Origin of the sequence: Mesorhizobium sp. M0571 (assembly GCF_040320985.1) — a bacterium.
Lineage (GTDB): Bacteria > Pseudomonadota > Alphaproteobacteria > Rhizobiales > Rhizobiaceae > Mesorhizobium.
This window is the reverse complement of the sequence record NZ_JAMYQT010000020.1, coordinates 51,511-73,727: the sequence shown is the minus strand read 5'-3', so window position 1 is coordinate 73,727 and position 22,217 is coordinate 51,511. Positions and strand designations below refer to the sequence as shown.

Below are 22,217 nucleotides of genomic sequence, written 5' to 3'. Positions count from 1 at the left end.
TCGCGGCCGCAACATACGGAGTTTGCGACGATCGACCCGAAACATGGGGCCAGAGGTCGCGGATGTCTAGTTGTAGAGGTTGTATTTGGGCCAGTCGCTTTCCGGAATTTCCTCGCCGATCCGGTAGCGGAGTTGCAGGACTTGCATATGGTCCGGCGCTGTCTCGCATTTGAATTTCAGCCGGTACCATTGTCCCTTGCTGCGAAAGGCAGCGCCCGGGCTCCTGATCGCATCGGCGCCCATTTCGGGCGTCGCAAAGGCGTAGGCGACGACGCGATCGGCTTTGTATTTGTGGTCGTCACGGGTAATCCGGTCGAGAATTTCGGCGTCGCATCGCTGCTCCAGCCGGGTTTGCGGGTCGAGTTTGAGCAGGCCGGTGCGCAATGCGCTGTCCATCGCGCTGGCCGGCCAAGCCAGCGCCATCCATGCAAGGACCGCAAAAAATAGTTTATTCATGGGCGGGAGAAGCACCATATTTGGGCGAAGAAATCAACCCGATCGTGGGCTCACTTCCTGGTCATCTCGACGCAAGTGCTACAATGGCGGAGGGAGTGGGATTCGAACCCACGGTGGGCTTGCACCCACGCCGGTTTTCAAGACCGGTGCCTTAAACCGCTCGGCCATCCCTCCAAGGTGATTTTTCAACCACTTAGGATATCGCGAGAGGGGCGGGTTCGAGCAGTCGGTACCGGATTGGCACCAGGACGTTCCCCGACCGGTTCGCGCTTCATTCCTGTAAAGCCGCATTCAATGCCAAGTCAACCACGCCGGCGGCAAGTTTCGGTGCGGGCCAGAACGGGGGGCGGTCATCGATGCGTCATGGCCAATCCGACTTGTGTTTTATGCCGAGTGTGGAAAATCGTTTTTAAAAGCCGCACAGACTATTAATCGTTGTGCGCCGATATGTTGGAGCGTTAAGCACGTCTAAGTAAAATCGTATTCTGGAGTTGATTTTGGCCGTACTTGGCGCTCTCCCGCCCGGTCTTCGCTGTAGACCAATTCGCGAAACCGACTGGGAGGGAGTGGTCGACTGCCTGTGCAGGGGCTTTCCGCAGCGTAACCGGAGTTACTGGATACAGGCTCTGACCCGTTTGTCGCAGCGGCCTGCGGTTGCCGAGCTCCCACAATATGGCTTTGCTTTGGAGCACGCCGGTCGGATCGTCGGCGTTGTGCTCACCCTTTATGCCCGTTACCAGGGGCCGGAGGGCGACGAAATCCGCTGCAACCTTTCAAGCTGGTCAGTCGACGCAGAATTCCGTCCCTATGGCGCCATGTTGGTCGCGGCGGTTCTCAAGCGGAGGGATGTGACCTACACGAACATTTCGCCGGCACAAGCGACATCAAAAGCCAACCGGGCGCTCGGCTTTCGCCTCTTTTCCAAGGGACAATTTACCTTCCTGCCGGCTTTGAATTCGGCGCAGCGATCATGTCGCGTGCTCGAATTCCGTCCTGATCTTCCGGAATTGGCGATGTTGTCCGAGAGTGAGAGATACATACTCTCGGAACACTCGGCGCTGGGCTGCCTGTCGTTGATCTGCATTTGCGACGGAGCAGCGTTCCCCTTGGTGTTGATGCCGCGCCGAATGTTGCACGGTCTTATCCGATGCCATCAGATCATCTATTGCCGCTCGCTCACGGATTTGAGCCGGTGCGCCGGTGCCATGGGGCGCTTTCTCTTGCGAAGCGGAATCCTGGTTTGCTTTGTCGACGCCAAGGAGCCGATTCCAGGTTTGTCGGGGTGGTACCGCCCCAACAAGGGGCTGAAATACTTCAAGGGTCCCAGACCACCCGCACTTGGAGATCTAACGTTCACCGAACTTGTGATATTCGGTCCCTGAATTTGCGCTCGCAGACACGCCAACGCTTAGCCGCAAGGCGCGTGCGGCACGAATGGCGCTGCTGATCGATAGGCGATGATTTTCATGCCGATCGGCGAGACGGTCCCGTGCCACAATCTCGCCCGGTTCCGACCACAATCGGTTAATACGGTGATAAACAATTCCTGCGCACAAAAGGATTGGGGTAGGGCGTCGCCGGCGTTTCTGGAGTGGGTGCTTTGGCACCGCTGACGTTCACGTTGCGGTGCCTTTGTCGAGACTGTAGGGGACAATCGAAAAATGCAGACCACGGCGCGCCCGCGTCTTCGTCGCGCTTCCGCTTTCGCGCTGTTTGCCTTGTCGGCAGCCTTTCTTGCGGCATGTGCCGGGCCGCAGCAAAAGGCGATGGTCAACAAGAAACCTCGCTCCAAGGAATATTTTTCCGAAGCCGAATACGGTGTGAAAGCCAGCCCGCGCGTGCTGTTCAAGACGTCTCGCGGACGCGACCAACTCGGCAAACCCTATCAGGTACGCGGCAAGTGGTACTATCCGAAGGAAGACAAGCGTTACGCCAAGGTTGGCCTCGCATCCTGGTATGGTGAGGCCTTCCACGGCCGGTTGACCGCCAACGGCGAAGTCTACGACATGGCCGATCTGACGGCGGCGCATCCGACCATGCCGCTGCCGAGCTATGCGCGGGTAACCAATCTCAAGACGGGCAGCTCGGTGATCGTGCGCGTCAACGATCGCGGACCCTATCATGATGGGCGCATCATCGATGTGTCGAAGCGCGCTGCTGAAATGCTCGATTACGCCAATGTCGGTACGGCCGAGGTGAAGGTCGAATATGTCGGCCGTGCGCCGCTCGAAGGCAATGACGGCCAATATCTGATGGCTTCGTACCATCCCGGCAACAGGGCACCGGATGCGTCGGACGGTCTGCCGAGCGGTGTCATGGTCGCCATGAATGGGCCGTCGCCGAGCCTGCCGGTGAGCGCCGCGGCGGTGCCGTTCCCCGGTCAGCTGACGAATTCCGTGCAGGCGTCGGAAGCAGTCATTGCGACGCAGGCACCAGCCTCCGGCGATGTGACGCTACCTGATTACGGGCCGATCGTGCCGGAGCGTCCGGAGATCAACCTGCCGGCGCAATCGCCATTCACCGTGGCGTCGCTGTCTTATGCCGATGAGCGTGTGCAGCGCGCCTCCAACGCCTTTGTCGCACTGGATGGCGCCGGCATGTCGCCCGCCGAGATTCTTCAATCGTGGAGACAGCAAGCTCCTCCAGCCGGGTCGCCTATGGACTATGTTGCGGCGGGTTCGTTCGAGAACGCCGCCGAGGCCGAGCGGGTGGCGGCGCAGCTTTCCAGCTTCGGCAAGACCGAGATCCAGCGCTCCGATCTCGACGGCAAGGACTGGTACTCGGTCAACCTCTATGCCGACGGCCGTGGCAGCCTGGACGAGATGCTGAAAGCCGCGTGGTCGCATGGTGCGCCGGATGCGCTTGTTGTACGCAACTGACCTCGGGCTGCCTGGTTTTTCCGTGCACGATTGATCCGCCAGGCAAAAGCCTGATAGCTTCGGCCCAACTTGCAAAAGCGCCGGCTGATTGGTCGAACTGATGAAATTTTTCCACCCTTTCACCGGGCTCATGGCGCTCGGCCTGCTGCTGCTCTCGCTTATGCCGGCCTCAGCACAGCTTTTCGAGACCAAGGCCGCGCAGGCCTTCATGATCGATGCCGAAACCGGCACCGTGCTGTTTTCCAAGGATGCCGACAGGTTGATCCCGCCGGCCTCGCTGGCCAAGCTGATGACGATGGAAGTGGTCTTCGACGCTATCAAGTCGGGGCGCATGACGCTCGACGACACCTTCGTGGTGAGCGAGAACGCCTGGCGCAAGGGCGGCGCTCCTTCGGGGACATCGACCATGTTCGCGAAACTCAAGTCGACGATCCGGCTCGAAGACCTGATCCAGGGCGTGACCGTGCAGGCGGCCAATGACGGCTGTATAGTCATCGCTGAAGGAATGGCCGGGTCCGAGGCGAATTTCGCGGCGCAGATGACCGAGCGCGCCCGCCAGATCGGCTTGCAGAAATCGACATTCGTCAATTCGACCGGTCTGCCGGCCGATGGGCAGCAAACTAGCGTTCGCGAGCTTGCGCTTCTGGCCTTGCATCTCTGGCGGAACTACCCGGATCTCTACCGCTATTATGGCCAGAAGGATTTTACCTGGAACAAGATCTCCCAGAGGAACCGCAACCCGTTGCTGGCCATGGATATAGGCGCCGACGGCCTTGCAGTCGGCGCCAGCGAGCAATCCGGATTCGGCATCGTCGGCTCGGTCAGCCACAATGGGACAAGGGTGATGGCGGCGATGAGCGGGCTGGCAAACGACCGCGAGCGCGCCGAGGAAGCGCGAAAGCTGCTCGACTGGGGCGTTCGCTCGTTCGAGAAGACTGAGGTATTCGCCAACGACGAAGTGGTTGGCGAAGCCCAGGTCTTTGGCGGCGCCAAATCCGGCGTCGCGTTAAAGGCAAAAGGACCGGTGGAGATCTTCCTGCCGATCACCAACCGCGACAAGCTCACGGCCAGGATCGTCTATGACGGACCGATTGCAGCGCCCGTGGAGGAGGGGCAGCCGGTGGGTGCGCTGCGCGTGTGGATCGGCGACACGCTGAGCCAGGAGACGCCGCTTTTTGCCGCCGAGTCGATCGGTGTCGGCTCGCTGCCGCAACGCGCTCTCGATGCCGCCAAGGAACTGGCCGTCGGCTGGCTGCGTTAGTGCGGTCGCGGTGGACCTTTTTTCCCGCTGGGACTATACGGTCCCCGAAGCATGGACAGAGGCTTTGGCGCGCGGATTTTTCATCACTTTTGAAGGCGGCGAAGGAGCAGGCAAGTCGACGCAGATCGAGCGGCTGGCAAAGAAGATGCGCGCCAAGAAATACGATGTGCTGGTGACGCGTGAACCAGGTGGCTCGCCGGGTGCGGAGGCGGTCAGACATGTCCTGCTTTCAGGCGCGGCCGAGCCGTTCGGCCCCAAGATGGAAGCGCTGCTTTTCGCCGCCGCGCGTTCGGACCACGTCGAACAGGTCATCCGGCCGGCAGTCGAGCGCGGCTCGATCGTACTTTGCGACCGCTTCATGGATTCCTCGCGCGTCTACCAGGGCGTCACCGGTGGCCTCGACCTGGCATTCATGGACGCCCTGGAGAAGGTTGCCATCAACGGCATGGTGCCGGACATGACGCTGATCTTGGACATCGATCCCGCCGAAGGCCTGAGGCGCGCTACCGCCCGGCGAGGCAGCAGTGACGGCCCGGACCGCTTCGAGAAGGAAACATTGGCGATCCACCAGCGCCGCCGCGAGGCTTTTCTGGCGATCGCCGCGGCTGAACCCGAACGCTGCACCGTCATCGATGCATCCGCCGACCCAGACATGGTGGAGAATGTCGTTACCGCCACCGTCTTCGCGGCCCTCGAGAGGATGATGCCGGCGCAAAACAGACAGGCGGCGCCGGCATGATTTTCGAACGGATCGCTCCTGAACAGCACGACACGCTGGACGGGGTGCCGGAGCCATCCGAAACGCCGCGCCTCGTCGGACATCTCCCGGCGGCCAACATGCTTGCCGCCGCCTATCGCTCGGGAAAGCTGCCGCACGCGCTGATCTTTGCCGGGCCGGTCGGCATCGGCAAGGCGACGCTGGCCTTTCACCTGGCGCATCACCTGTTGAAGCACCCGGTCTTCGAGCAGGCACCGGAAAGCCTTGCCGTTCCCGATCCGGCTTCGTCGCTGTTTCGCCAGATCGCCACCGGGGCGCATCCTTCGGTGCTGCATCTGACGCGCCCCGCGAACGACAAGACCAAGAGCTTCAAGACCGTGGTCACCGTCGACGAGATCCGCAGAGTCAGCCGCTTTCTGTCGCTGACCTCGCATGACGGCAGCTACCGGGTGGTCATCGTCGATCCCGCCGACGACATGAACACCAATGCCGCCAATGCCTTGCTTAAGAATCTTGAAGAGCCGCCCGCGCGGACATTGTTCATCCTCATCGTCCATGCGCCGGGCAGCCTGCTGCCGACGATACGGTCACGCTGCCAGATGGTGCGGCTGACGCCGCTCGACGCCGATAGCCTGATGACGGTTCTGGAGGGCATCGAGCCGCCGCCGCCGGAGGATCCCGCAGCGCGCGCGGCGCTGGCGGAACGGGCAGGGGGCAGCGCCCGCAACGCGATTTTGTTGACGCAATATGGCGGGCTGGAAATCGCCTCCACCCTCGACGCCCTGGTGATGGTCCAAAAAATAGATGTCGCCGGCGCCTACCGTCTTGCCGAGGCGGTCGCCGCCCGTGACCAGGCGATCCCATTCGACATCTTCAATCGCCGAGCGCTTGATCTGCTGTCGGCCGGCGCCAGCCAGGCCGCGCTGGCCGGCGATCTCGCGCGGGCCAAAACGCTGTCGGATACTTGGCACGAGGCTTTGAACGCTATATCTGAAACCGAGACCTACAATCTCGACAAGAAGCAGCACGCCCTGACCATGATCGACCGCCTGAATTCTGCAATGCGAATGTGACGGCCGCTGGCGTGGCTTTGATGTCCCTGAGCGTTGATCCCAACCAATGGCAGGAACTTCGAATCCACCACATTGGCGTCGGATGGCAATTGCCGTTTCGATGCGATATCTCACCGCGACATCTTTCATTCTGACATTCATGACGGCTCATCCATGTCACGCGAAAAATACTACGTCACGACGCCGATTTTCTATCCGAACGGCAAGCCGCATATCGGCCATGCCTACAATGTGATCGCCAGCGACACGCTTGCCCGCTTCCAGCGGCTCGACGGCAAGGACGTCTTCTTCGTCTCGGGGACCGACGAGCACGGCTTGAAGATGCAGCAGACGGCGGACGCCGAAGGCCTGACGCCGAAGGTGCTTGCCGATCGCAATTCGGCGATCTTCCGTTCGATGCTCGAAGCGACCGGCTGCTCGAACGACGTTTTTATCCGAACTACCGAGGAGCGGCACTACAAGGCCTGCCAGGCGATCTGGACACGCATGGCTGAGAATGGCGACATTTACCTCGACCGCTACAGCGGCTGGTATTCGGTGCGGCAGGAAGCCTATTTCGACGAGGCCGAAACCAAGGTCGGCGACGACGGCGTGCGCCGTGAACCGCTCGGCTCGCCCGTCGAATGGACCGAAGAAGAAAGCTACTTCTTTCGGCTTTCCGCCTATCAGGACAGGCTGCTCGCACTGTACGAGAACAGCCCCGAATTCGTCGGACCGGCGGAGCGGCGCAATGAGATCGTCAGCTTCGTCAAATCCGGCCTGAGGGATCTGTCCATCTCGCGCACCACGTTCAAATGGGGCGTGCCGGTGCCGGGAGACGACAAGCATGTGATGTATGTCTGGGTCGACGCCTTGACCAACTACATCACCGCCGCCGGTTATCCGGATCCGGCCAATGAGAGATGGTCTTTCTGGCCGGCAAACGTCCACGTCATCGGCAAGGATATCGTGCGCTTCCACGCGGTCTACTGGCCGGCTTTCCTGATGTCGGCTGGCATCGAATTGCCGAAGCGCGTGTTCGCGCATGGTTTTTTGTTCAACCGCGGGGAGAAAATGTCGAAGTCGGTCGGCAACGTCATCGACCCGTTCGCCATGATCGAGCATTACGGGCTCGACCAGGTGCGCTATTTCTTCCTGCGCGAAGTGCCGTTCGGCCAGGACGGCAGCTACAGCCATGATGCGATCGTCAACCGCACCAATGCCGACCTTGCCAACGATCTCGGCAATCTGGCACAGCGCTCGCTGTCGATGATCGCCAAGAACTGCGGCGGCGTGGTGCCGAAGCGTGGCCAATTGAGCGACGCCGACAAGGCGATCCTCGATCAGGCAGATGTCGCCCTTGTCACGGCGCGCAGGACGATGGCCGACCAGGGTATCCATCTGGCGCTGGCGGCGATCTTCGGCGTGGTGGCCGAAGCCAACCGCTATTTCGCCGGGCAGGAGCCGTGGGCGCTGAAGAAGACCGATCCGGCACGCATGGAAACGGTGCTGTGGACGACGGCTGAGGTGATCCGGCGTGTCGGGTTGCTGTGCCAGCCCTTTATTCCAGACTCGGCGGCAAAGCTGCTCGATCTTTTGGCGGTGCCGGCAGACAGCCGTAATTTTGAGCATGTCGCGGAAGGCGATGCGCTGGTACCCGGCACGGCGCTGCCGGTGCCGGAACCGGTGTTTCCACGTTATGTCGAACAGCCGGACGCGAACGCCTGATGCTGGTCGACAGCCATTGCCATCTCGACTTTCCGGATTTCGCCGAGGAGCGGGCGGCTATCGTCGCCCGCGCCCTCGCGGCCGGGGTGGGACGTATGGTGACGATCTCGACACGGGTGAAGCGTTTTCAACAAATAGTTGATATTGCAGAGACTTTCGACGATGTCTATTGCTCTGTCGGCACTCATCCGCACAATGCGGCTGAAGAGCTTGATGTCACGGTTGAGGATCTGGTCCGGCTGTCCGCTCATCGCAAAGTGGTGGCGATCGGCGAGGCCGGGCTCGACTATTTCTACGATCACGCGCCGCGCAATGCACAGGCGCAGGGCTTTCGCACCCACATCGCCGCCGCGCGCGAGACCGGTCTGCCGCTGGTCATCCATTCCCGCGACGCCGACGACGACATGGCTGATATTCTCGAAGAGGAAACAGGGAAGGGCGCCTTCCCCTTCATCCTGCACTGTTTTTCGTCGGGGCACAGGCTGGCCGAGATCGGCGTAGCGCTCGGCGGCTATGTTTCCTTTTCGGGTATCCTGACCTTCAAGAACTCCGCCGAGCTGCGCGCCATCGCCGCCGATCTGCCGCACGACCGTCTGCTGGTCGAAACCGACGCGCCGTATCTGGCGCCGATCCCGTTTCGCGGCAAGCGCAACGAGCCTGCCTTTGTCGCGCATACAGCCAAGGTGCTGGCCGAGACGATCGGCGTCAGCGACGCCGAGATCGCGACCGTCACCACGGATAATTTCTTCCGGTTGTTCAGGAAAATGCCGCGCCCGAGCGCGCCGGGCGCCTGACGCATGAGCGACCGGTTGCGCCTTACCGTCCTCGGCTGCGGCTCATCGCCAGGCACGCCGCGCATCACCGGCGACTGGGGCAATTGCGATCCCGCGAACCCCCGGAACCGGCGCATGCGCACCGCAGCGCTGGTCGAGCGGATCGCGGCGAATGGCGCCCGGACCACTGTCGTCATCGACACCGGCCCGGATTTCCGCGAGCAGATGCTGCTGGCATCGGTCAGGCGCATCGATGCGGTCATCTATACGCATCCGCACGCCGACCATATCCACGGCATCGACGATTTGCGTGGCTTCGTGATCGAGCAGCGCCACCGGATCGACATCCATGCCGACCAGGCCACCATGCTGCGGCTGCGGGAAGCGTTTCGCTACTGTTTCGAAACGCCGAAAGGCAGTTCGTACCCGCCGATCGTCAACGCCCATATCATTGACCACGCCAGGCCGGTGGTGATCGGAGGCGAGGGCGGTGCCCTCACCCTCGAACCGCTGCCGCAGATCCATGGCGACATCATCTCGCTGGGTTTTCGTATCGGCAATCTCGCTTATTGTCCTGACATAAGCGACTTTCCCGAAGCGACCGCCGAGCGTCTGCAAGGGCTGGACATGCTGGTCATCGATGCGCTGCAGTACACCATCCATCCGAGTCATCTGTCGCTTGGCCAGGCGCTTGGCTGGATCGAAAGACTGGCGCCGAAGAACGCCGTGCTGACGCATATGCATGTGCCGCTCGACTACGCCACGGTGATGGCCGAGACGCCGGTCAACGTCGAGCCTGCCTATGACGGCATGAGGATCGAAATCCCTTACAAATCAGCGTGAAGGACCAAGTTTTTCATGGCTGGGTTCCAGGATTAGGTCTCGCGAGATGCATGAAACCAATTCTCGCTCCAAAACCGCCCAGCGGCTCGCTTATGCTATCTCCACGCCACATCCTATCGGCCATGTCAGTTCCATAATCTATCTTATGCGACTGAAGCTTGTAGCCATTTTAGGAATGCGACGGTTGAGCAAGTTAGAGACGCGACATTTTCCAGCGTCTCTCCCGCTTCAACGTGATCGCCGATCGTGTCCCAGTGCCCCGGCCGTATGGCGCAAGCGAGGCTTGCAGAGATCGCGCACGCTCGTTCTCATGACGTGCGCTCAAAGCTAAACTTCTTGAGCGCCGCATTGCAGTTCTAGTTGGAGTGAGATCGCAAACATTCGCAACAGCATGCTAAGTTGCGAATCATGAAGAGACTTTGGTCGTTTGCAGGTTTTGTCTTCGCTGTCGCCTGCGCATTCACCGACACGCGAGCGCAGGATCTCAATCATGCTCCAGGCGAGAATGACCTGGCTTTCGCGAAACGTGTTGTTGGGTTCGCGGACAACGCTGACCCGCACACGACAGCCGTGACCTGGAAAGGGCTCCAGACGCTGTTCGTCGATTACCAGACCACTGAGGAATATCCGGAACGCCCACTCGTCGCGCTACAGCAGCAGCCCAACGGGTACCGTGCAATCCAGGTCACGGTTGGCGAACACGAAGGCGGCACGCCGGAGATTACAGCGCTCGGCCTCGTCAACGCCGATCACGATCCGGCAAAGGAGCTGATCGTCATACTTGCCTGGCCAGTGTCGCACTACGATGTCTCGGGGACGCTCTATGAAGTTCGCTTCTTCGACACCCCCAAACCGGGTCAGAAAGCGTTGACCCAATTGAAAGTGAGCCAAAAGTTCGACGCCACCTGCGACTGCGGATGGCGCGACGGCACGACAAAGCGTTTCCGCTTCAAGACGATCAGGGCGGTCAAGGCTGAATTGAAGCGCTTGGGCTATTAGCCGCCGGCGAGGGCTCGCTTCCCGGATGCTGCCCTCGCCTGTCTGCTGACCGGCAACGCCACGAGCACCGGCGCAGGCTGGGTCGCTCGTCAGAATTCCATATCGCCGAAGTCACCGCCATTATCGGAGCCAGCATCGTCTGGCTGGCCAGCTTCGTCTGATTGGGGTGCCGGCTGTTCGGCTGCCTGCGCTTCGTTGCCACCAAACATGCCGGCGATCGCGTTGCCGAGCAGCACGCCGCCGGCCACGCCCATCGCAGTCTGCGCGGCGCCGGCAAGGAACCCGCCGCCTGCCCGTTGTGGCGGATCTTGCGGCTCCTCCGTTGCAGCGGAGGCCGTGTGCCCTACCCGCGGAACCGAGCCTGTGCGCCTGCCTCCGCTGCGGCCGAAGAAGCCGCTGAGCGGTCCACCGCCGGCCGGCTGCCGCGCCTGCTCTTCCAGTTCTTCGATGCGCGCCTGCGCTGCGTTCAGGGCCTGTTCCTGCACCACGATCGTCTGTGCCATGTAATATGGCGCCCCAGGCTGCTGGGTGAGCTGGTCCTGGATGAAGCGCTCTGCTTCGGCATCGCGCGGCGGCGCCTGGCGCTCGACATTTGCCAGCTTCTCGAAGAGCTGTCCGATCGCCTGCTGGTCGTTTCTGTCCATGATGTACTACTCCGGTCTTGGTCTGACGCGTCTATTCGCGCTCGCCGGTGAAGTTCAGCAGCAGCTGAAAGATGTTGATGAAGTTCAGATAGAGCGAGAATGCGCCGAAGACGGCGAGCTTTTGCTGCGTTTCCGCGCCGAAGTTTTCGGCGTACTGCTCCTTGATCGTCTGCGTGTCCCAGGCGGTGAGCCCGACGAAGACGGCGATGCCGATCACCGAGATCGCAAACTGCAGCGCGGTCGAGCCCAGGAAGATGTTGACGATGCTGGCGATCACCACGCCGATCAGGCCCATGATCAGAAAGGACGAGAACTGCGTCAGGTCGCGTTTGGTCGTGTTGCCGTAAAGGCTGGTCGCACCGAACATGGTGGCGGCGATGAAGAAGGTGCGCGCGATGCTGGTGCCGGTAAAGACCAGGAACACGGAAGCCAGCGACAGGCCCATGACCGCACAGAAAGCCCAGAACATCGCCTGCGCGCCGGCTGCCGACATCGTCTGCATCCGGAATGAGAACAGCAGCACAAAGGCCAGCGGCGCCAGCATCACCACCCATTTCAGCGGAGTGGAGAAGATCGGCACGTAAAGGGCGGGCGTGGAAGACACCACGAACGCGATCAAGCCGGTGACGACGAGGCCAAGGCCCATGTAGTTATAGACGCGCAGCATGTGCCGGCGCAGGCCCTCGTCATAGACTGCTCCGGCTCGGGCTCCGGCCCCGATATATCCCAGATTGTTCATTTGGTTCTCCTTCTTCGAGGTAGTCGATTAGTAAAGCGTTCTGGCGAGCGCTTCGGCCGTGCGATCGAGGCCCTGGACGCCGCTACGTGCGACGACTGCGTAGGCGACCTCGCCGATCTGGAAATAGGCCGAGGAAACTTCGCCCGACGGAACGACAGTCGGCCTGACGACGTCGAATGTTCCGGGCCGGATAGCGAACAGCGAGAGCAGGCCCATCTCCCTTGTCTCGACAGCCATCTCGACGCTCGGGCCGAACTGTGACGGGTAGATCTGCACGTCACGGACTTTCCAGTCCTTTGGCAGTGACGGCATAATGATCGCCGTGGCAGCGCGGATTTCGTCGGCATTGTAGTTGGGCGCTTCGGATTGCGACGACATGGCTTCGCGCACGAGCGTCGTCCGGTGCGCCCGGATCGCCTCCTCCACAAAAGCGGGCGGATGGGTCGAGGCGACGACTTCCGTCACCGATATCGGTCCGATGAGCCCATTCGCAAGCCAGCCGGCGGCAACGAAAACAGCGACCGCCGCCGCCCGCTGCAAAGCACCGAGAACGCGGCCGCGCGCCAAGCCTCGCTCCAGCCGCCGTGCCGCATCGGTCGTTCTCGGCTGCGCCATGGCCTTCGATCCGGCAAGCGCCACGCGCAGCTCGTCACGCGTCCGGAGATCGGACATCACGCGCGCCGCCGCTTGCGGGCGCGCGGAAAGAAATGCTTCGACCTCGATGCGCCGCGCAACGTCCAGCTGATCGTCGACGTAGGCATAGAGATCGGTATCGGTCACAGGATCGCGCAGTTGGTTCATCATCGACCTCCGACGATCTTCAGATGGCCTTTCGTGCATGCCGGTGCCGCGTCCTCCATCTCGCGGAGGGCCGCACGCGCTCTGCCGATGCGCGACATCAGCGTGCCAAGCGGCACGCCGCTGACCTCGGCCGCCTCGCTGTAGCTAAGCCCCTCGATGGCAACGAGATCCAGCGCGCAACGTTGCTCTTCCGGCAATGTGAAAAAGGCGTCGCGCACCTGTGCCAGACGAACTGAATGTTCCTGGGGAGCCTGGACGCTGGCCTCGGCGAGATAGCCGGCCTGCTCGACGCGCATCGCTTCGGATTTGCGGGATCGCAAGCCGTCGATGAACGCATTGTGGACGATCGACAGCAGCCATACGCGAAGATTTCCGCCGGAGCGAAAGCTGCCGCGTCGCTCATAGGCGCGCACCAGCGCATCATGCACCAAATCCTCGGCATCGGCGCTGTCGCGTGTCAGCGAGCGTGCGTAGCGGCGCAGCGAACCGAGCTGTCCCAGAATATCGAAGCGTGGCATCGGCCGTTTCATGTCCTGTTTACGGAGCAGGTCGGGATTTTAATCCCGCTTCCCCGAATTTTTCTTGCGCGGCTCGCTGCGCTCTTTCTGGGAGATATCGCGCCTGCCCTAGTCCGGCAGATAGTATCGGCCGGGCTCGAGGAAAACCGGCGTTGAGTTGGCGCACATGAAACCGCTGGCAAAGCACGGCCGGTTTGCGTATCACTCCGCCGCCAACGGAACCTTATCGATGTTCGAAAATCTCCAGCCCGCGCCTGCCGACAAGATCCTTGCCTTGATCGGCCTCTATCGCGCCGATCCGCGTCCCGACAAGGTCGATCTCGGCGTCGGCGTCTACAAGGATCGCGACGGCAAGACGCCGGTGATGCGCGCTGTGCGCGAAGCCGAAAAGCGCCTGCTGCAAAGCCAGGACACCAAGACTTATCTCGGCCTTGCCGGCGACACCGCCTTCAATGCCGCAATGGCTAGGTTGGTGTTCGGCCCGGCGGCCGACATGACGCGCATCCGCGCTGCGCAGGCGCCCGGCGGCTCCGGCGCGCTGCGGCTGGTCGCCGAATTGCTGAAAAGGACACGCGCCGAGGCAACGATCTGGCTGTCGGACCCGACATGGCCGAACCACATGCCGGTGATGCGCGCCGCTGGCCTGCATATACACGAGTATCCCTATTTCGACGCTGCCTCGGGCGCGGTGCGCTTCGACGACATGCTGAATGCATTGAGAACCGCGCATCCCGGCGACGTCGTGCTGCTGCATGGCTGTTGCCACAACCCGACGGGCGCCAATCTGGACGCGGCGCAATGGGCTGCCGTTGCGGATCTTGTCAGCGAGCGCGGCCTGCTGCCCTTTGTCGACATTGCCTATCAGGGCTTTGGCGAGGGGCTTGATGCGGACGCCGCCGGCTTGCGCCTGCTGGCGGCGAAAGTCCCTGAAATGGTCGTTGCCTCGAGTTGCTCGAAGAACTTTGCCGTCTATCGCGACCGCGTTGGCGCGGCCATGATCATGGCGAAAGACGGCACTCAGGCGGATGTGGCGATGGGCCAGATGCTGTCGGCGGCGCGCGCCATGTATTCGATGCCGCCGGACCATGGCGCGGCTGCGGTGCGCATGGTGCTTGAAGACCCCGCATTGCGGGCCGACTGGGAAGCAGAGCTTGAAGAGATGCGCCTGCGCATGCTGCGGCTTCGCGTCCAGTTCGCCGAGGCGCTGCGCCGGCAGTCGACCTCCGATCGTTTCGATTTCGTCGCCAGCCATCGCGGCATGTTTTCCCGGCTTGGCCTGTCGGAAGCGCAAGTCGAGCGGCTGCGCGCCGACCATGGTATCTATATGGTCGGCGACAGCCGCATCAACGTTGCCGGCCTGCCTGAGGACGGCATGGACGCGCTCGCCAAGGCGATTGTCTCCGTGCTCGACTGACATAGGCGTCCAACTGTGGACATTGCGCCCTCGCCGGCTGAAGCCGTTGGCCGCGCGGCCGGGCGCAGGATAGCGTTCGCCAGATGAATCCATCGAAAGACATTTCCCGGCTGATCGAGATCATGGCAGCGCTGCGGGCGCCGGAAACCGGCTGTCCGTGGGACGTCGAGCAGGACTTTTCGACAATCGCGCCATACACGATAGAGGAAGCCTACGAAGTGGCGGACGCAATCGCGCGCGGCGACCTCGACGATCTGCGCGATGAGCTCGGTGACCTCCTGCTGCAAGTGGTCTACCACGCGCAAATGGCCGAGGAGGCCGGCGAATTTTCATTCGGCGATGTGGTCCAGGCCATCACCACTAAAATGATCCGCCGCCACCCGCATGTCTTCGGCGACGAGAAGGCGCGCAGCGCCGGCATGGCCAAGGGCATGTGGGAAAAGATCAAGGCGGAGGAGAAGGCGGAGAAGCGCAGTGCGCGCCTCGCCCGCGGGCTCCACCCGGAAGACCACGGCCAAGGCTTTCTCGACAGCGTGCCGGTCGCCCTGCCCGCGCTGACCCGGGCGCTCAAGCTGCAGGAAAAGGCCGCCCGCGTTGGCTTCGACTGGAGCGAGGCGGCACCGATCCTCGACAAGATCGAGGAGGAGATCGGCGAATTGCGCGAGGCGCTGGCCAAAGGCGACACTGCGCCGATCAAGGACGAATTCGGCGACATGCTGTTTGCCGTCGTCAATCTCGGCCGGCACCTTAAAATCGATTCCGAAGCGGCACTCAGCGGCACCAACGAAAAATTCCGGGCACGTTTCCATTATATCGAGCGGACGCTGCACGCGTCGGGAAACACCCTCGAAGAGGCGACGCTGGACGAAATGGAAGCGCTTTGGCAGCAGGCAAAAAACGCGAAATAAAAGCCCCTACCCGTTGTTTTGACGGCGCAATCGGCTTTCGATCTCTTGCCGAGCACTGTGTGTGGCCTTGAGCGAGATGGTCACGCTGCCATCCTCATTGTCATCGCGCGAGGCAATGTCGCCGTTGCGGTAGAGCCAGTCGACGACGCCGAGTTGGTCGGGCTTGAGCGTGACGGTAAACGATTCCAGTTCGCCCGACATCATCGTCTCGATGATCGCCTTCAGCGTATCGATACCCTCTCCGGTAACCGCCGATATGGCGATCGGCGGCGCCTTCTTGCCATCAGCGCCATCGGCAAGCAGCCGCGCCCGGTTGCCTTCGTCGAGCCGGTCGATCTTATTCCACACTTCTATGACGCGCTTGCTATCGCGCGCATCGACGCCGAGGTCGGCAAGAATGCGCTCGACATCCTCGGCCTGCGCCGCCGTATCGGGGTCGGAGATGTCGCGCAGATGAATGACGAGGTCTGCCTCGACCACCTCCTCCAGCGTCGCCCTGAAGGCCGCGACCAGATGTGTCGGCAGGTCGGAAATGAAGCCGACCGTATCCGAAAGGATGATCGGCGTGCCATGCGGCAGGCGCACACGGCGCAGCGTCGGGTCGAGCGTGGCAAACAGCATGTCTTCCGCCAGCACCCCCGCTCCGGTCAGCCGGTTGAACATCGTCGACTTGCCGGCATTGGTGTAGCCGACGATCGCCACCACCGGAAACGGCACCTTCTTGCGCTTGGCGCGGTGCAGGTCGCGGGTGCGGCGCACGGTTTCTAGCTCGTGCTTCAGCTTGGTGATCTTGTCCTGAAGCACACGCCGGTCCGACTCGATCTGCGTCTCGCCGGGGCCGCCGAGAAAGCCGGCGCCGCCGCGCTGGCGCTCGAGGTGGGTCCAGCTCCGCACAAGGCGGCCCTTCTGATAGTTCAGATGGGCAAGATCGACCTGCAGCGTGCCTTCCTTGGTGCGGGCGCGCTCGCCGAAAATCTCAAGGATCAGGCCGGTGCGGTCCAGCACCTTGGCGTTCAACTCTTTTTCAAGGTTGCGCTGCTGTACCGGCGTCAGCGGATGATCGACAATGACCACTTCCGCGTGACCCTCTTTGACGATCTCGGCGAACTCGGCGACCTTGCCGCTGCCGAGCAAGGTCGCAGGGCGTGGATCGTTGACGGTCACCACCGCCGTGTGAACCAGGTCAAGGTCGATGGCGCTGGCAAGGCCGACCGCCTCGTCGCGACGGGCCTCGGCGGAACGGGTCAGGCGCGGGCGATTGGTGTCGTCGTCGCCACGCGGCTGCCGGGTAAGCACCGGCACGATGACCACTGCCCGGGTCGGACCTTTGGCCACTGTCCCGGTCTGATGTGCTGGTTTTCCGCGAACGCTGCGGTCCGCGTCTTTCTCACGTGCCAATCAGGCGCCCTGGCTTTCCTCACCATCGAACATCTGAACCGGCTGGCTCGGCATGATCGTGGAAATGGCGTGCTTGTAGACGAGCTGGGAATGGCCGTCGCGACGCAGCAGTACACAGAAATTGTCGAACGAAGTGACCACCCCGGTCAGCTTCACGCCGTTGATGAGAAAGATGGTGAGTGGGTTTTTGCTCTTGCGAACTGAATTCAGGAACAGGTCCTGAAGATTTTGCGATCGTTCCGCCATTGTTCTTGTCTTTCGCCGATCCCCTTCGGTTTGCGAGCCAATGCGCCAAATTAGCCGGCACATGTCAAGCACGCAAACACCATCTTGCCGTCAGCAACGACAAGCAGAACGAGATATATTGATGTTCATTCCATCTGTGCGGTTATCAGGCTGGACTTTTTTCCGCAACGTCAAAAAAGGCCTGCCTTAATGAAACTGTTATCGAACCCGGGTGGCCGTTGGCGACGGGAGCGCCATCGATTGCCACCACCGGCATGGCGATCGTGGTCGCGGAACTGATGAAGACCTCGCGTGCGGCCTTGGCTTCGGCAACCGAAAAACCGCGCTCCTCGATCTTCAGGCCGAGCTTGGCGGCCACGTCGAACAGCGTCGTGCGGGTGATACCGCGCAAGATGCCGTGCTCGGCCGGACGCGTCACCAGCACGCCATCCCTGGTGATGATCCAGGCATTCGACGATCCGCCTTCCTTGACGGTGCCGTCAACATCGACGAACCACGCCTCCTGGGCGCCGGCTTCCTTGGCCTTCTGCTTGGCCAGCACGTTCGGCAACAGGCCGACCGACTTGATATCGACCCGATCCCATCGGTTCTCCGGCACCGTGATAACCCGGATCCCACTCTCGGCCCGCTTCGCGGCAGCTGCAGGATCGGCTTTTTTGGCGGTCACCACCAGCGACGGCTTCGTGCCTGCCGGCGGGAAGAAAAACTCACGGCTGGCGACACCGCGTGTCACCTGGACATAGACCAGGCCGTCGACGACATGGTTGCGGCGCACCACTTCGCGCATGACGAGCGGCAGCACGCCGCGCGTGATCGGCCAGTCGATCGAGAGTTCGGTGAGCGAGCGGTTCAAACGGGCGAGATGGCGCGGCATGTCGACGATGAACCCCCTTGCTACCTCGCAGACCTCGTAGACGCCGTCGGCGAATTGATAGCCACGGTCCTCGATATGCACGGAAGCTTCGGCGTGAGCGACATAGCGTCCGTTCACATAGGCAATGCGCGACATGGGTAATCCCTGGAGAAGTCAGCGCATGACCCCGAAAATCGGAATCGATTTTCGGAAAGGATCATGCGCAAAAATCAAAATGCTACAGCGTCCTTTGCGCGTCCCAAAAGACGCGCGGCGCTGTAGTGCTTTCTTATGCGATTCCACGGCCGCCGTAACCGATAATTGCGTGGGCCACGACTGGTTGGCTGTCAGACGCCCAGCGACTTCAGTTTGCGGTGCAATGCGGAGCGTTCCATGCCGATAAACTCGGCCGTCTTCGAGATGTTGCCGCCAAAACGGTTGATCTGGGCGATCAGATAGTCCTTCTCGAATTGTTCGCGCGCTTCCCGCAGCGGCAGCGCCATTATGTGCTGATCGGACTTGTTTGGAGTGCGCGGCATGACGTCGCCGATCTCGGCAGGCAGGAGATCGGCGGTGATCGGCGCATCAACATCGTCGCCGCGCGCCAGGATCATCAGCCGCTCGACATTGTTGCGTAACTGGCGAACGTTGCCCGGCCAGTTGTGCGCCTGCAGCACCGCCAGCGCATCGTCGCCGATGCGGCGCGGCTTGATGCCGGCCTGGCGAGCGATCTGTTTCATGAAATTATCGACCAGATAAGGAATGTCCTCGCGACGCTCGGCCAGTCCCGGCACCATGACCGGAACCACGGCCAGGCGATGATAAAGATCCTCACGAAAACGGCCGTCGGCGATCATGGCTTCCAGATTCTGCGAGGTCGACGAGATGATGCGCACGTCGACCTTGACGCGCTTAGTGCCCCCTACCCGCTCGAACTGCTGTTCGACCAGCACGCGCAGGATCTTGTTTTGCGTCTCGCGCGGCATGTCGGCCACTTCATCGATGTAGAGAATGCCGCGATGGGCTTCCTCCAGCGCACCGACCTTGCGTTCGACGCCGTTCGATTCGGTGCCGAACAGCTCGATCTCCATACGCTCTGGCGTGATGTTGGCGGCGCTCAGCGTCACAAACGGTGCAGTCTTGCGCGCCGACAGCGCGTGGATGGCGCGCGCCGCCAGTTCCTTGCCCGAGCCGGAGGGGCCGATGATCATGACGCGGCTGTTGGTCGGCGCGACGCGCTCGATGGTCTGGCGCAATTGGCTCATCGCCGACGACATGCCGATGAGGTCGAAAGTCTCGCCGCTGCGCAGCTTGAGATCCGAAACCTCGCGTCTCAATTTGGACGTTTCGAGCGCCCGTTCGGCAATGAGGATCAGCCTATCGGCCTTGAATGGCTTTTCGATGAAATCATAGGCGCCGCGGCGGATGGCCGAGACCGCCGTTTCGATATTGCCGTGGCCCGAGATCATCACCACCGGCAGGTTCGGGTGCATCGTCTTGATCTCGTCCAGCAAGGCTAGGCCATCCAGGCGCGAGCCCTGCAGCCAGATGTCGAGGAAGATCAGCCTGGGTGCCCGGTCGGCAACCACCGCCAGCGCGCTGTCGGCATCAAATGCCGTGCGGGTTTCGTGACCTTCGTCGCTCAGGATACCGGCGACAAGCTCGCGGATGTCTTCCTCGTCATCGACGATGAGAATATCAGACGCCATTACCGACCTTTTCAGTTTCTCTTTCGTGTTCCGTCTTACCTTCGCCGCGTATCGGAACGGTGGCGGCAACCGGCAGGATGATGCTAATCATTGCGCCCCGCCCGTCGTGGAATTCCGCTGGAGCATCGTGCAATTCGAGTCGCCCGCCATGGTCCTCCACGATCTTCTTGACGATAGCGAGGCCAAGTCCGGTGCCTTTCTCGCGTGTCGTCATGTAAGGCTCGAGCAAGCGCTGCCGGTTTTCGCGCGGCAAGCCCCTGCCGTTGTCGATGACGTCGATTCGAATCGCGCCATTCTGACGCCCGGCTTGAATCCGGATTATGCCGTGCGGACGATCCTCTGCATCAAGTCCGTCGATGGCTTCGGCAGCGTTTTTGATGACGTTGCCGAAAGCCTGCGCCATCAGGCGGCTGTCGAACGTGCCTTTGAGCGGCTCACTGCCGAAGGCGCGCTCGAAGGTGATGTCGGCCCGGCTCACTTCGACCAGGAACGAGGCTTCGCGCAACGAATCACGCAGATCGATGGCCTTCATTTCCGGTTTCGGCATGCGGGCGAACGCCGAGAACTCGTCGACCATGCGGCCGATGTCCTCCACTTGCCGGATGATGGTGTCGGTGCATTGATCGAAAACCTCACGGTCCTCGGTGATGACTTTGCCGTAACGGCGCTTGATACGCTCGGCCGAAAGCTGGATCGGCGTCAGCGGGTTCTTGATCTCGTGAGCGATGCGCCGCGCCACGTCGGCCCATGCGGAGGAACGCTGTGCCTGGACCAGGTCGGTAATGTCGTCGACTGTCACGACGTAGGATTTATCCTCCGAACCGTCGTCGCCGGCTTCGATCGTGATCTGCACGTTGAAGGTCCGTTCAGTGCCGGCACGATAGAAGGTGACCTGTTCGCGATAGACCGGCTTGCCCGACTTGCGGCCGATCTCGAAGACGCGGCCGACATGCGGCAGCACGGCGGAAAGGTTCTGCCCAAGCGCTGCCGTAGCGGATATGGCCAGCATCGTTTCGGCCGAACGGTTGACGATAGTGACGATGCCATATGGATCAACGCCGATGACCCCGGCGGTGACGCCGGCAAGCACCGCTTCCGAAAAGCGCCGCCGCTCGTCGATCAAATCCTTGGCCGACAGGATCTCGTTGCGCTGCGATTTCAGCTCCATCAGCATCTTGTTGAAGGTGTCGCCGAGTGAGGCGACGTCACCGTCGGAAGGGCGGACGGGCACGGCTACGTCGAGATTGCCGGTGGCGACCTCGTCGGCCGCGCCGATAAGCTGACGAATCGGCCGCACCAGGCGGTCGGCCACCGCAATGCCGGTCCAGATGGCGGACAGGATGATGATCAGCGTCAGTGATAGATAGGGAAGCGCGAAAGCCACTTGCGAGGTGCGGCGATTGTCTTCGAGACCGCGATATTCGGCGGTGTTGGATTTGACGATCTGCCGTGCCTTGATCACCTCGGGATCGACGAGGCGAATGGTGTAGAGATAGAGCCCTTCAATCTCGCGCAGCTTGACGATGGCGCCCATGATGTTGCGGGTGCGCGGCTCGATCAGCACCGGCTTGCCGTCGGCAGCACTTGCCACGGCACCCTCCGGCGGCTCCGGCATGGCAAAGTCCGCGTCGGTCTTGGCGCTCATGACAAAGGAACCATCGGGCTTGATGAGTGCTGCGTGTGCCAGCGAGCGTCCTACGGCCTCCTTGTTCATAAGATCTAGGAAACCGGTGCGATCGAGGCCGTAAAGCGTACGGGAAGCGTCGAGGTCGTAAGCCATCGACAACGTCGTGCCCTGAAGATTCCGTGCGTTTTCCTGCACATAGGCGTCGGCGATCGACAACGACGAATTAACGATCGTCTTGGTGCGGATCTCGAACCAACGGTCGAGGCCGATGTCGAGCGTGATCGACGCGATGATCGCCACCATGATCGCGGGAATGGCGGCGACCAGCGCAAACATCGCCACGATGCGCACGTGCAGGCGCGACGCAGCCTTGCCGTGCCGGCGTGCCATCAGGATGCGATGCACTTCGCGGCCGACCAGCGCAATCAGGAACAGAACGAACGCGGCGTTGAGCGCAATCAGTGCCAGCGTGGTCCTCGCGTCGGGCGTGATCGGCGTGGCGCCGACAAGAATGGCGAAGGAGATTGCCGCCGTCACCAGCGCACCGGCAACGGCGACCACGCCGGGCAGTGCAAGCAGCCGGCGCCCGTCCCGCGCGCCGGTACCGCTGAAAAGCGGCTCTCTCAATATTGGTGTCTGTGAAGCCATGTC

At 61.8% G+C, this 22,217-nt stretch carries 21 protein-coding genes and 1 tRNA gene; 11 read left to right on the top strand and 11 right to left on the bottom strand.

Going from position 1 to position 22,217, the window contains the following annotated elements; all coding sequences use genetic code 11:
- Positions 1–66: 66 nt before the first annotated feature.
- Both NKI85_RS22805 and NKI85_RS22800 read right to left on the bottom strand, forming a co-directional pair.
- A complete protein-coding gene (locus tag NKI85_RS22805) occupies positions 67–474 on the bottom strand; it encodes a DUF930 domain-containing protein (RefSeq protein WP_352523762.1) in 408 nt (135 codons plus the stop codon).
- A 66-nt stretch (positions 475–540) separates the two neighbouring features.
- Positions 541–630, bottom strand: a tRNA-Ser gene (locus NKI85_RS22800).
- A gap of 323 nt (positions 631–953) precedes the next feature.
- Between NKI85_RS22800 and NKI85_RS22795 the strand changes: the two genes are divergently transcribed.
- The 9 genes from NKI85_RS22795 (at position 954) to NKI85_RS22755 (ending at position 10,709) form a co-directional block, all read left to right on the top strand.
- Positions 954–1,838 (top strand): GNAT family N-acetyltransferase, encoded by an 885-nt coding sequence (locus NKI85_RS22795; RefSeq protein ID WP_352778018.1) that lies wholly within the window; start codon positions 954–956, stop codon positions 1,836–1,838.
- 279 nt (positions 1,839–2,117) lie between these two features.
- Positions 2,118–3,335 (top strand): septal ring lytic transglycosylase RlpA family protein, encoded by a 1,218-nt coding sequence (locus tag NKI85_RS22790; RefSeq protein WP_352778016.1) that lies wholly within the window; start codon positions 2,118–2,120, stop codon positions 3,333–3,335.
- A gap of 130 nt (positions 3,336–3,465) precedes the next feature.
- The gene (locus NKI85_RS22785) at positions 3,466–4,596 is read left to right on the top strand and encodes a D-alanyl-D-alanine carboxypeptidase family protein (RefSeq protein WP_352523863.1); all 1,131 of its coding nucleotides are present in this window, start codon (positions 3,466–3,468) and stop codon (positions 4,594–4,596) included.
- 64 nt (positions 4,597–4,660) lie between these two features.
- Complete coding sequence (tmk, locus tag NKI85_RS22780; protein ID WP_352523865.1) at positions 4,661–5,335, top strand: dTMP kinase; 675 nt, start codon at positions 4,661–4,663, stop codon at positions 5,333–5,335.
- A complete protein-coding gene (locus NKI85_RS22775; protein WP_352523766.1) occupies positions 5,332–6,387 on the top strand; it encodes a DNA polymerase III subunit delta' in 1,056 nt (351 codons plus the stop codon). The genes tmk and NKI85_RS22775 overlap by 4 nt, the downstream gene beginning before the upstream one ends.
- 120 nt (positions 6,388–6,507) lie before the next feature.
- Positions 6,508–8,094, top strand: coding sequence for a methionine--tRNA ligase (gene metG / locus NKI85_RS22770; RefSeq protein WP_352523867.1), 1,587 nt, complete (start codon positions 6,508–6,510; stop codon positions 8,092–8,094).
- Entirely contained in the window at positions 8,094–8,888 is a 795-nt protein-coding gene (locus NKI85_RS22765; protein WP_352523768.1) for a TatD family hydrolase, read from the top strand. Before metG ends, NKI85_RS22765 begins: the two co-directional genes overlap by 1 nt.
- Positions 8,889–8,891: 3 nt before the next feature.
- Positions 8,892–9,710 (top strand): MBL fold metallo-hydrolase, encoded by an 819-nt coding sequence (locus NKI85_RS22760; protein WP_352778013.1) that lies wholly within the window; start codon positions 8,892–8,894, stop codon positions 9,708–9,710.
- A 399-nt stretch (positions 9,711–10,109) separates the two neighbouring features.
- Positions 10,110–10,709 (top strand): hypothetical protein, encoded by a 600-nt coding sequence (locus tag NKI85_RS22755; RefSeq protein WP_352778011.1) that lies wholly within the window; start codon positions 10,110–10,112, stop codon positions 10,707–10,709.
- Positions 10,710–10,798: 89 nt separating this feature from the next.
- Here the strand turns inward: NKI85_RS22755 and NKI85_RS22750 are convergent, their stop codons facing one another.
- Genes NKI85_RS22750 through NKI85_RS22735 form a run of 4 tightly spaced genes read right to left on the bottom strand, consistent with a single transcriptional unit; the run spans position 10,799 to position 13,423 of the window.
- Positions 10,799–11,353, bottom strand: a complete 555-nt coding sequence (locus NKI85_RS22750; protein WP_352778009.1) for a DUF2076 domain-containing protein — start codon at positions 11,351–11,353, stop codon at positions 10,799–10,801.
- A gap of 31 nt (positions 11,354–11,384) precedes the next feature.
- Entirely contained in the window at positions 11,385–12,092 is a 708-nt protein-coding gene (locus NKI85_RS22745) for a Bax inhibitor-1/YccA family protein (protein ID WP_352778006.1), read from the bottom strand.
- Positions 12,093–12,119: 27 nt separating this feature from the next.
- A complete protein-coding gene (locus NKI85_RS22740; protein ID WP_352523869.1) occupies positions 12,120–12,893 on the bottom strand; it encodes an anti-sigma factor family protein in 774 nt (257 codons plus the stop codon).
- Entirely contained in the window at positions 12,893–13,423 is a 531-nt protein-coding gene (locus tag NKI85_RS22735; protein ID WP_502896076.1) for a sigma-70 family RNA polymerase sigma factor, read from the bottom strand. Before NKI85_RS22735 ends, NKI85_RS22740 begins: the two co-directional genes overlap by 1 nt.
- Positions 13,424–13,640: 217 nt before the next feature.
- Between NKI85_RS22735 and NKI85_RS22730 the strand changes: the two genes are divergently transcribed.
- The gene (locus NKI85_RS22730) at positions 13,641–14,825 is read left to right on the top strand and encodes an amino acid aminotransferase (protein ID WP_352778003.1); all 1,185 of its coding nucleotides are present in this window, start codon (positions 13,641–13,643) and stop codon (positions 14,823–14,825) included.
- 83 nt (positions 14,826–14,908) lie between these two features.
- Positions 14,909–15,733 (top strand): nucleoside triphosphate pyrophosphohydrolase, encoded by an 825-nt coding sequence (gene mazG / locus NKI85_RS22725; protein WP_352523778.1) that lies wholly within the window; start codon positions 14,909–14,911, stop codon positions 15,731–15,733.
- Positions 15,734–15,739: 6 nt separating this feature from the next.
- Here mazG and hflX read toward each other — a convergent pair whose 3' ends face one another.
- The 5 genes from hflX to NKI85_RS22700 all read right to left on the bottom strand — a co-directional run bounded on the left by hflX (position 15,740) and on the right by NKI85_RS22700 (position 22,214).
- Positions 15,740–17,131, bottom strand: a complete 1,392-nt coding sequence (gene hflX, locus NKI85_RS22720; RefSeq protein WP_352523780.1) for a GTPase HflX — start codon at positions 17,129–17,131, stop codon at positions 15,740–15,742.
- Entirely contained in the window at positions 17,132–17,377 is a 246-nt protein-coding gene (gene hfq / locus NKI85_RS22715) for an RNA chaperone Hfq (RefSeq protein ID WP_006202172.1), read from the bottom strand.
- Positions 17,378–17,522: 145 nt separating this feature from the next.
- Positions 17,523–18,386 (bottom strand): D-amino-acid transaminase, encoded by an 864-nt coding sequence (locus NKI85_RS22710; RefSeq protein ID WP_352778000.1) that lies wholly within the window; start codon positions 18,384–18,386, stop codon positions 17,523–17,525.
- A gap of 191 nt (positions 18,387–18,577) precedes the next feature.
- Positions 18,578–19,939, bottom strand: coding sequence for a nitrogen assimilation response regulator NtrX (gene ntrX, locus NKI85_RS22705; protein WP_352777998.1), 1,362 nt, complete (start codon positions 19,937–19,939; stop codon positions 18,578–18,580).
- Entirely contained in the window at positions 19,929–22,214 is a 2,286-nt protein-coding gene (locus NKI85_RS22700; RefSeq protein ID WP_352523784.1) for a sensor histidine kinase NtrY-like, read from the bottom strand. Before NKI85_RS22700 ends, ntrX begins: the two co-directional genes overlap by 11 nt.
- Positions 22,215–22,217: the final 3 nt, after the last annotated feature.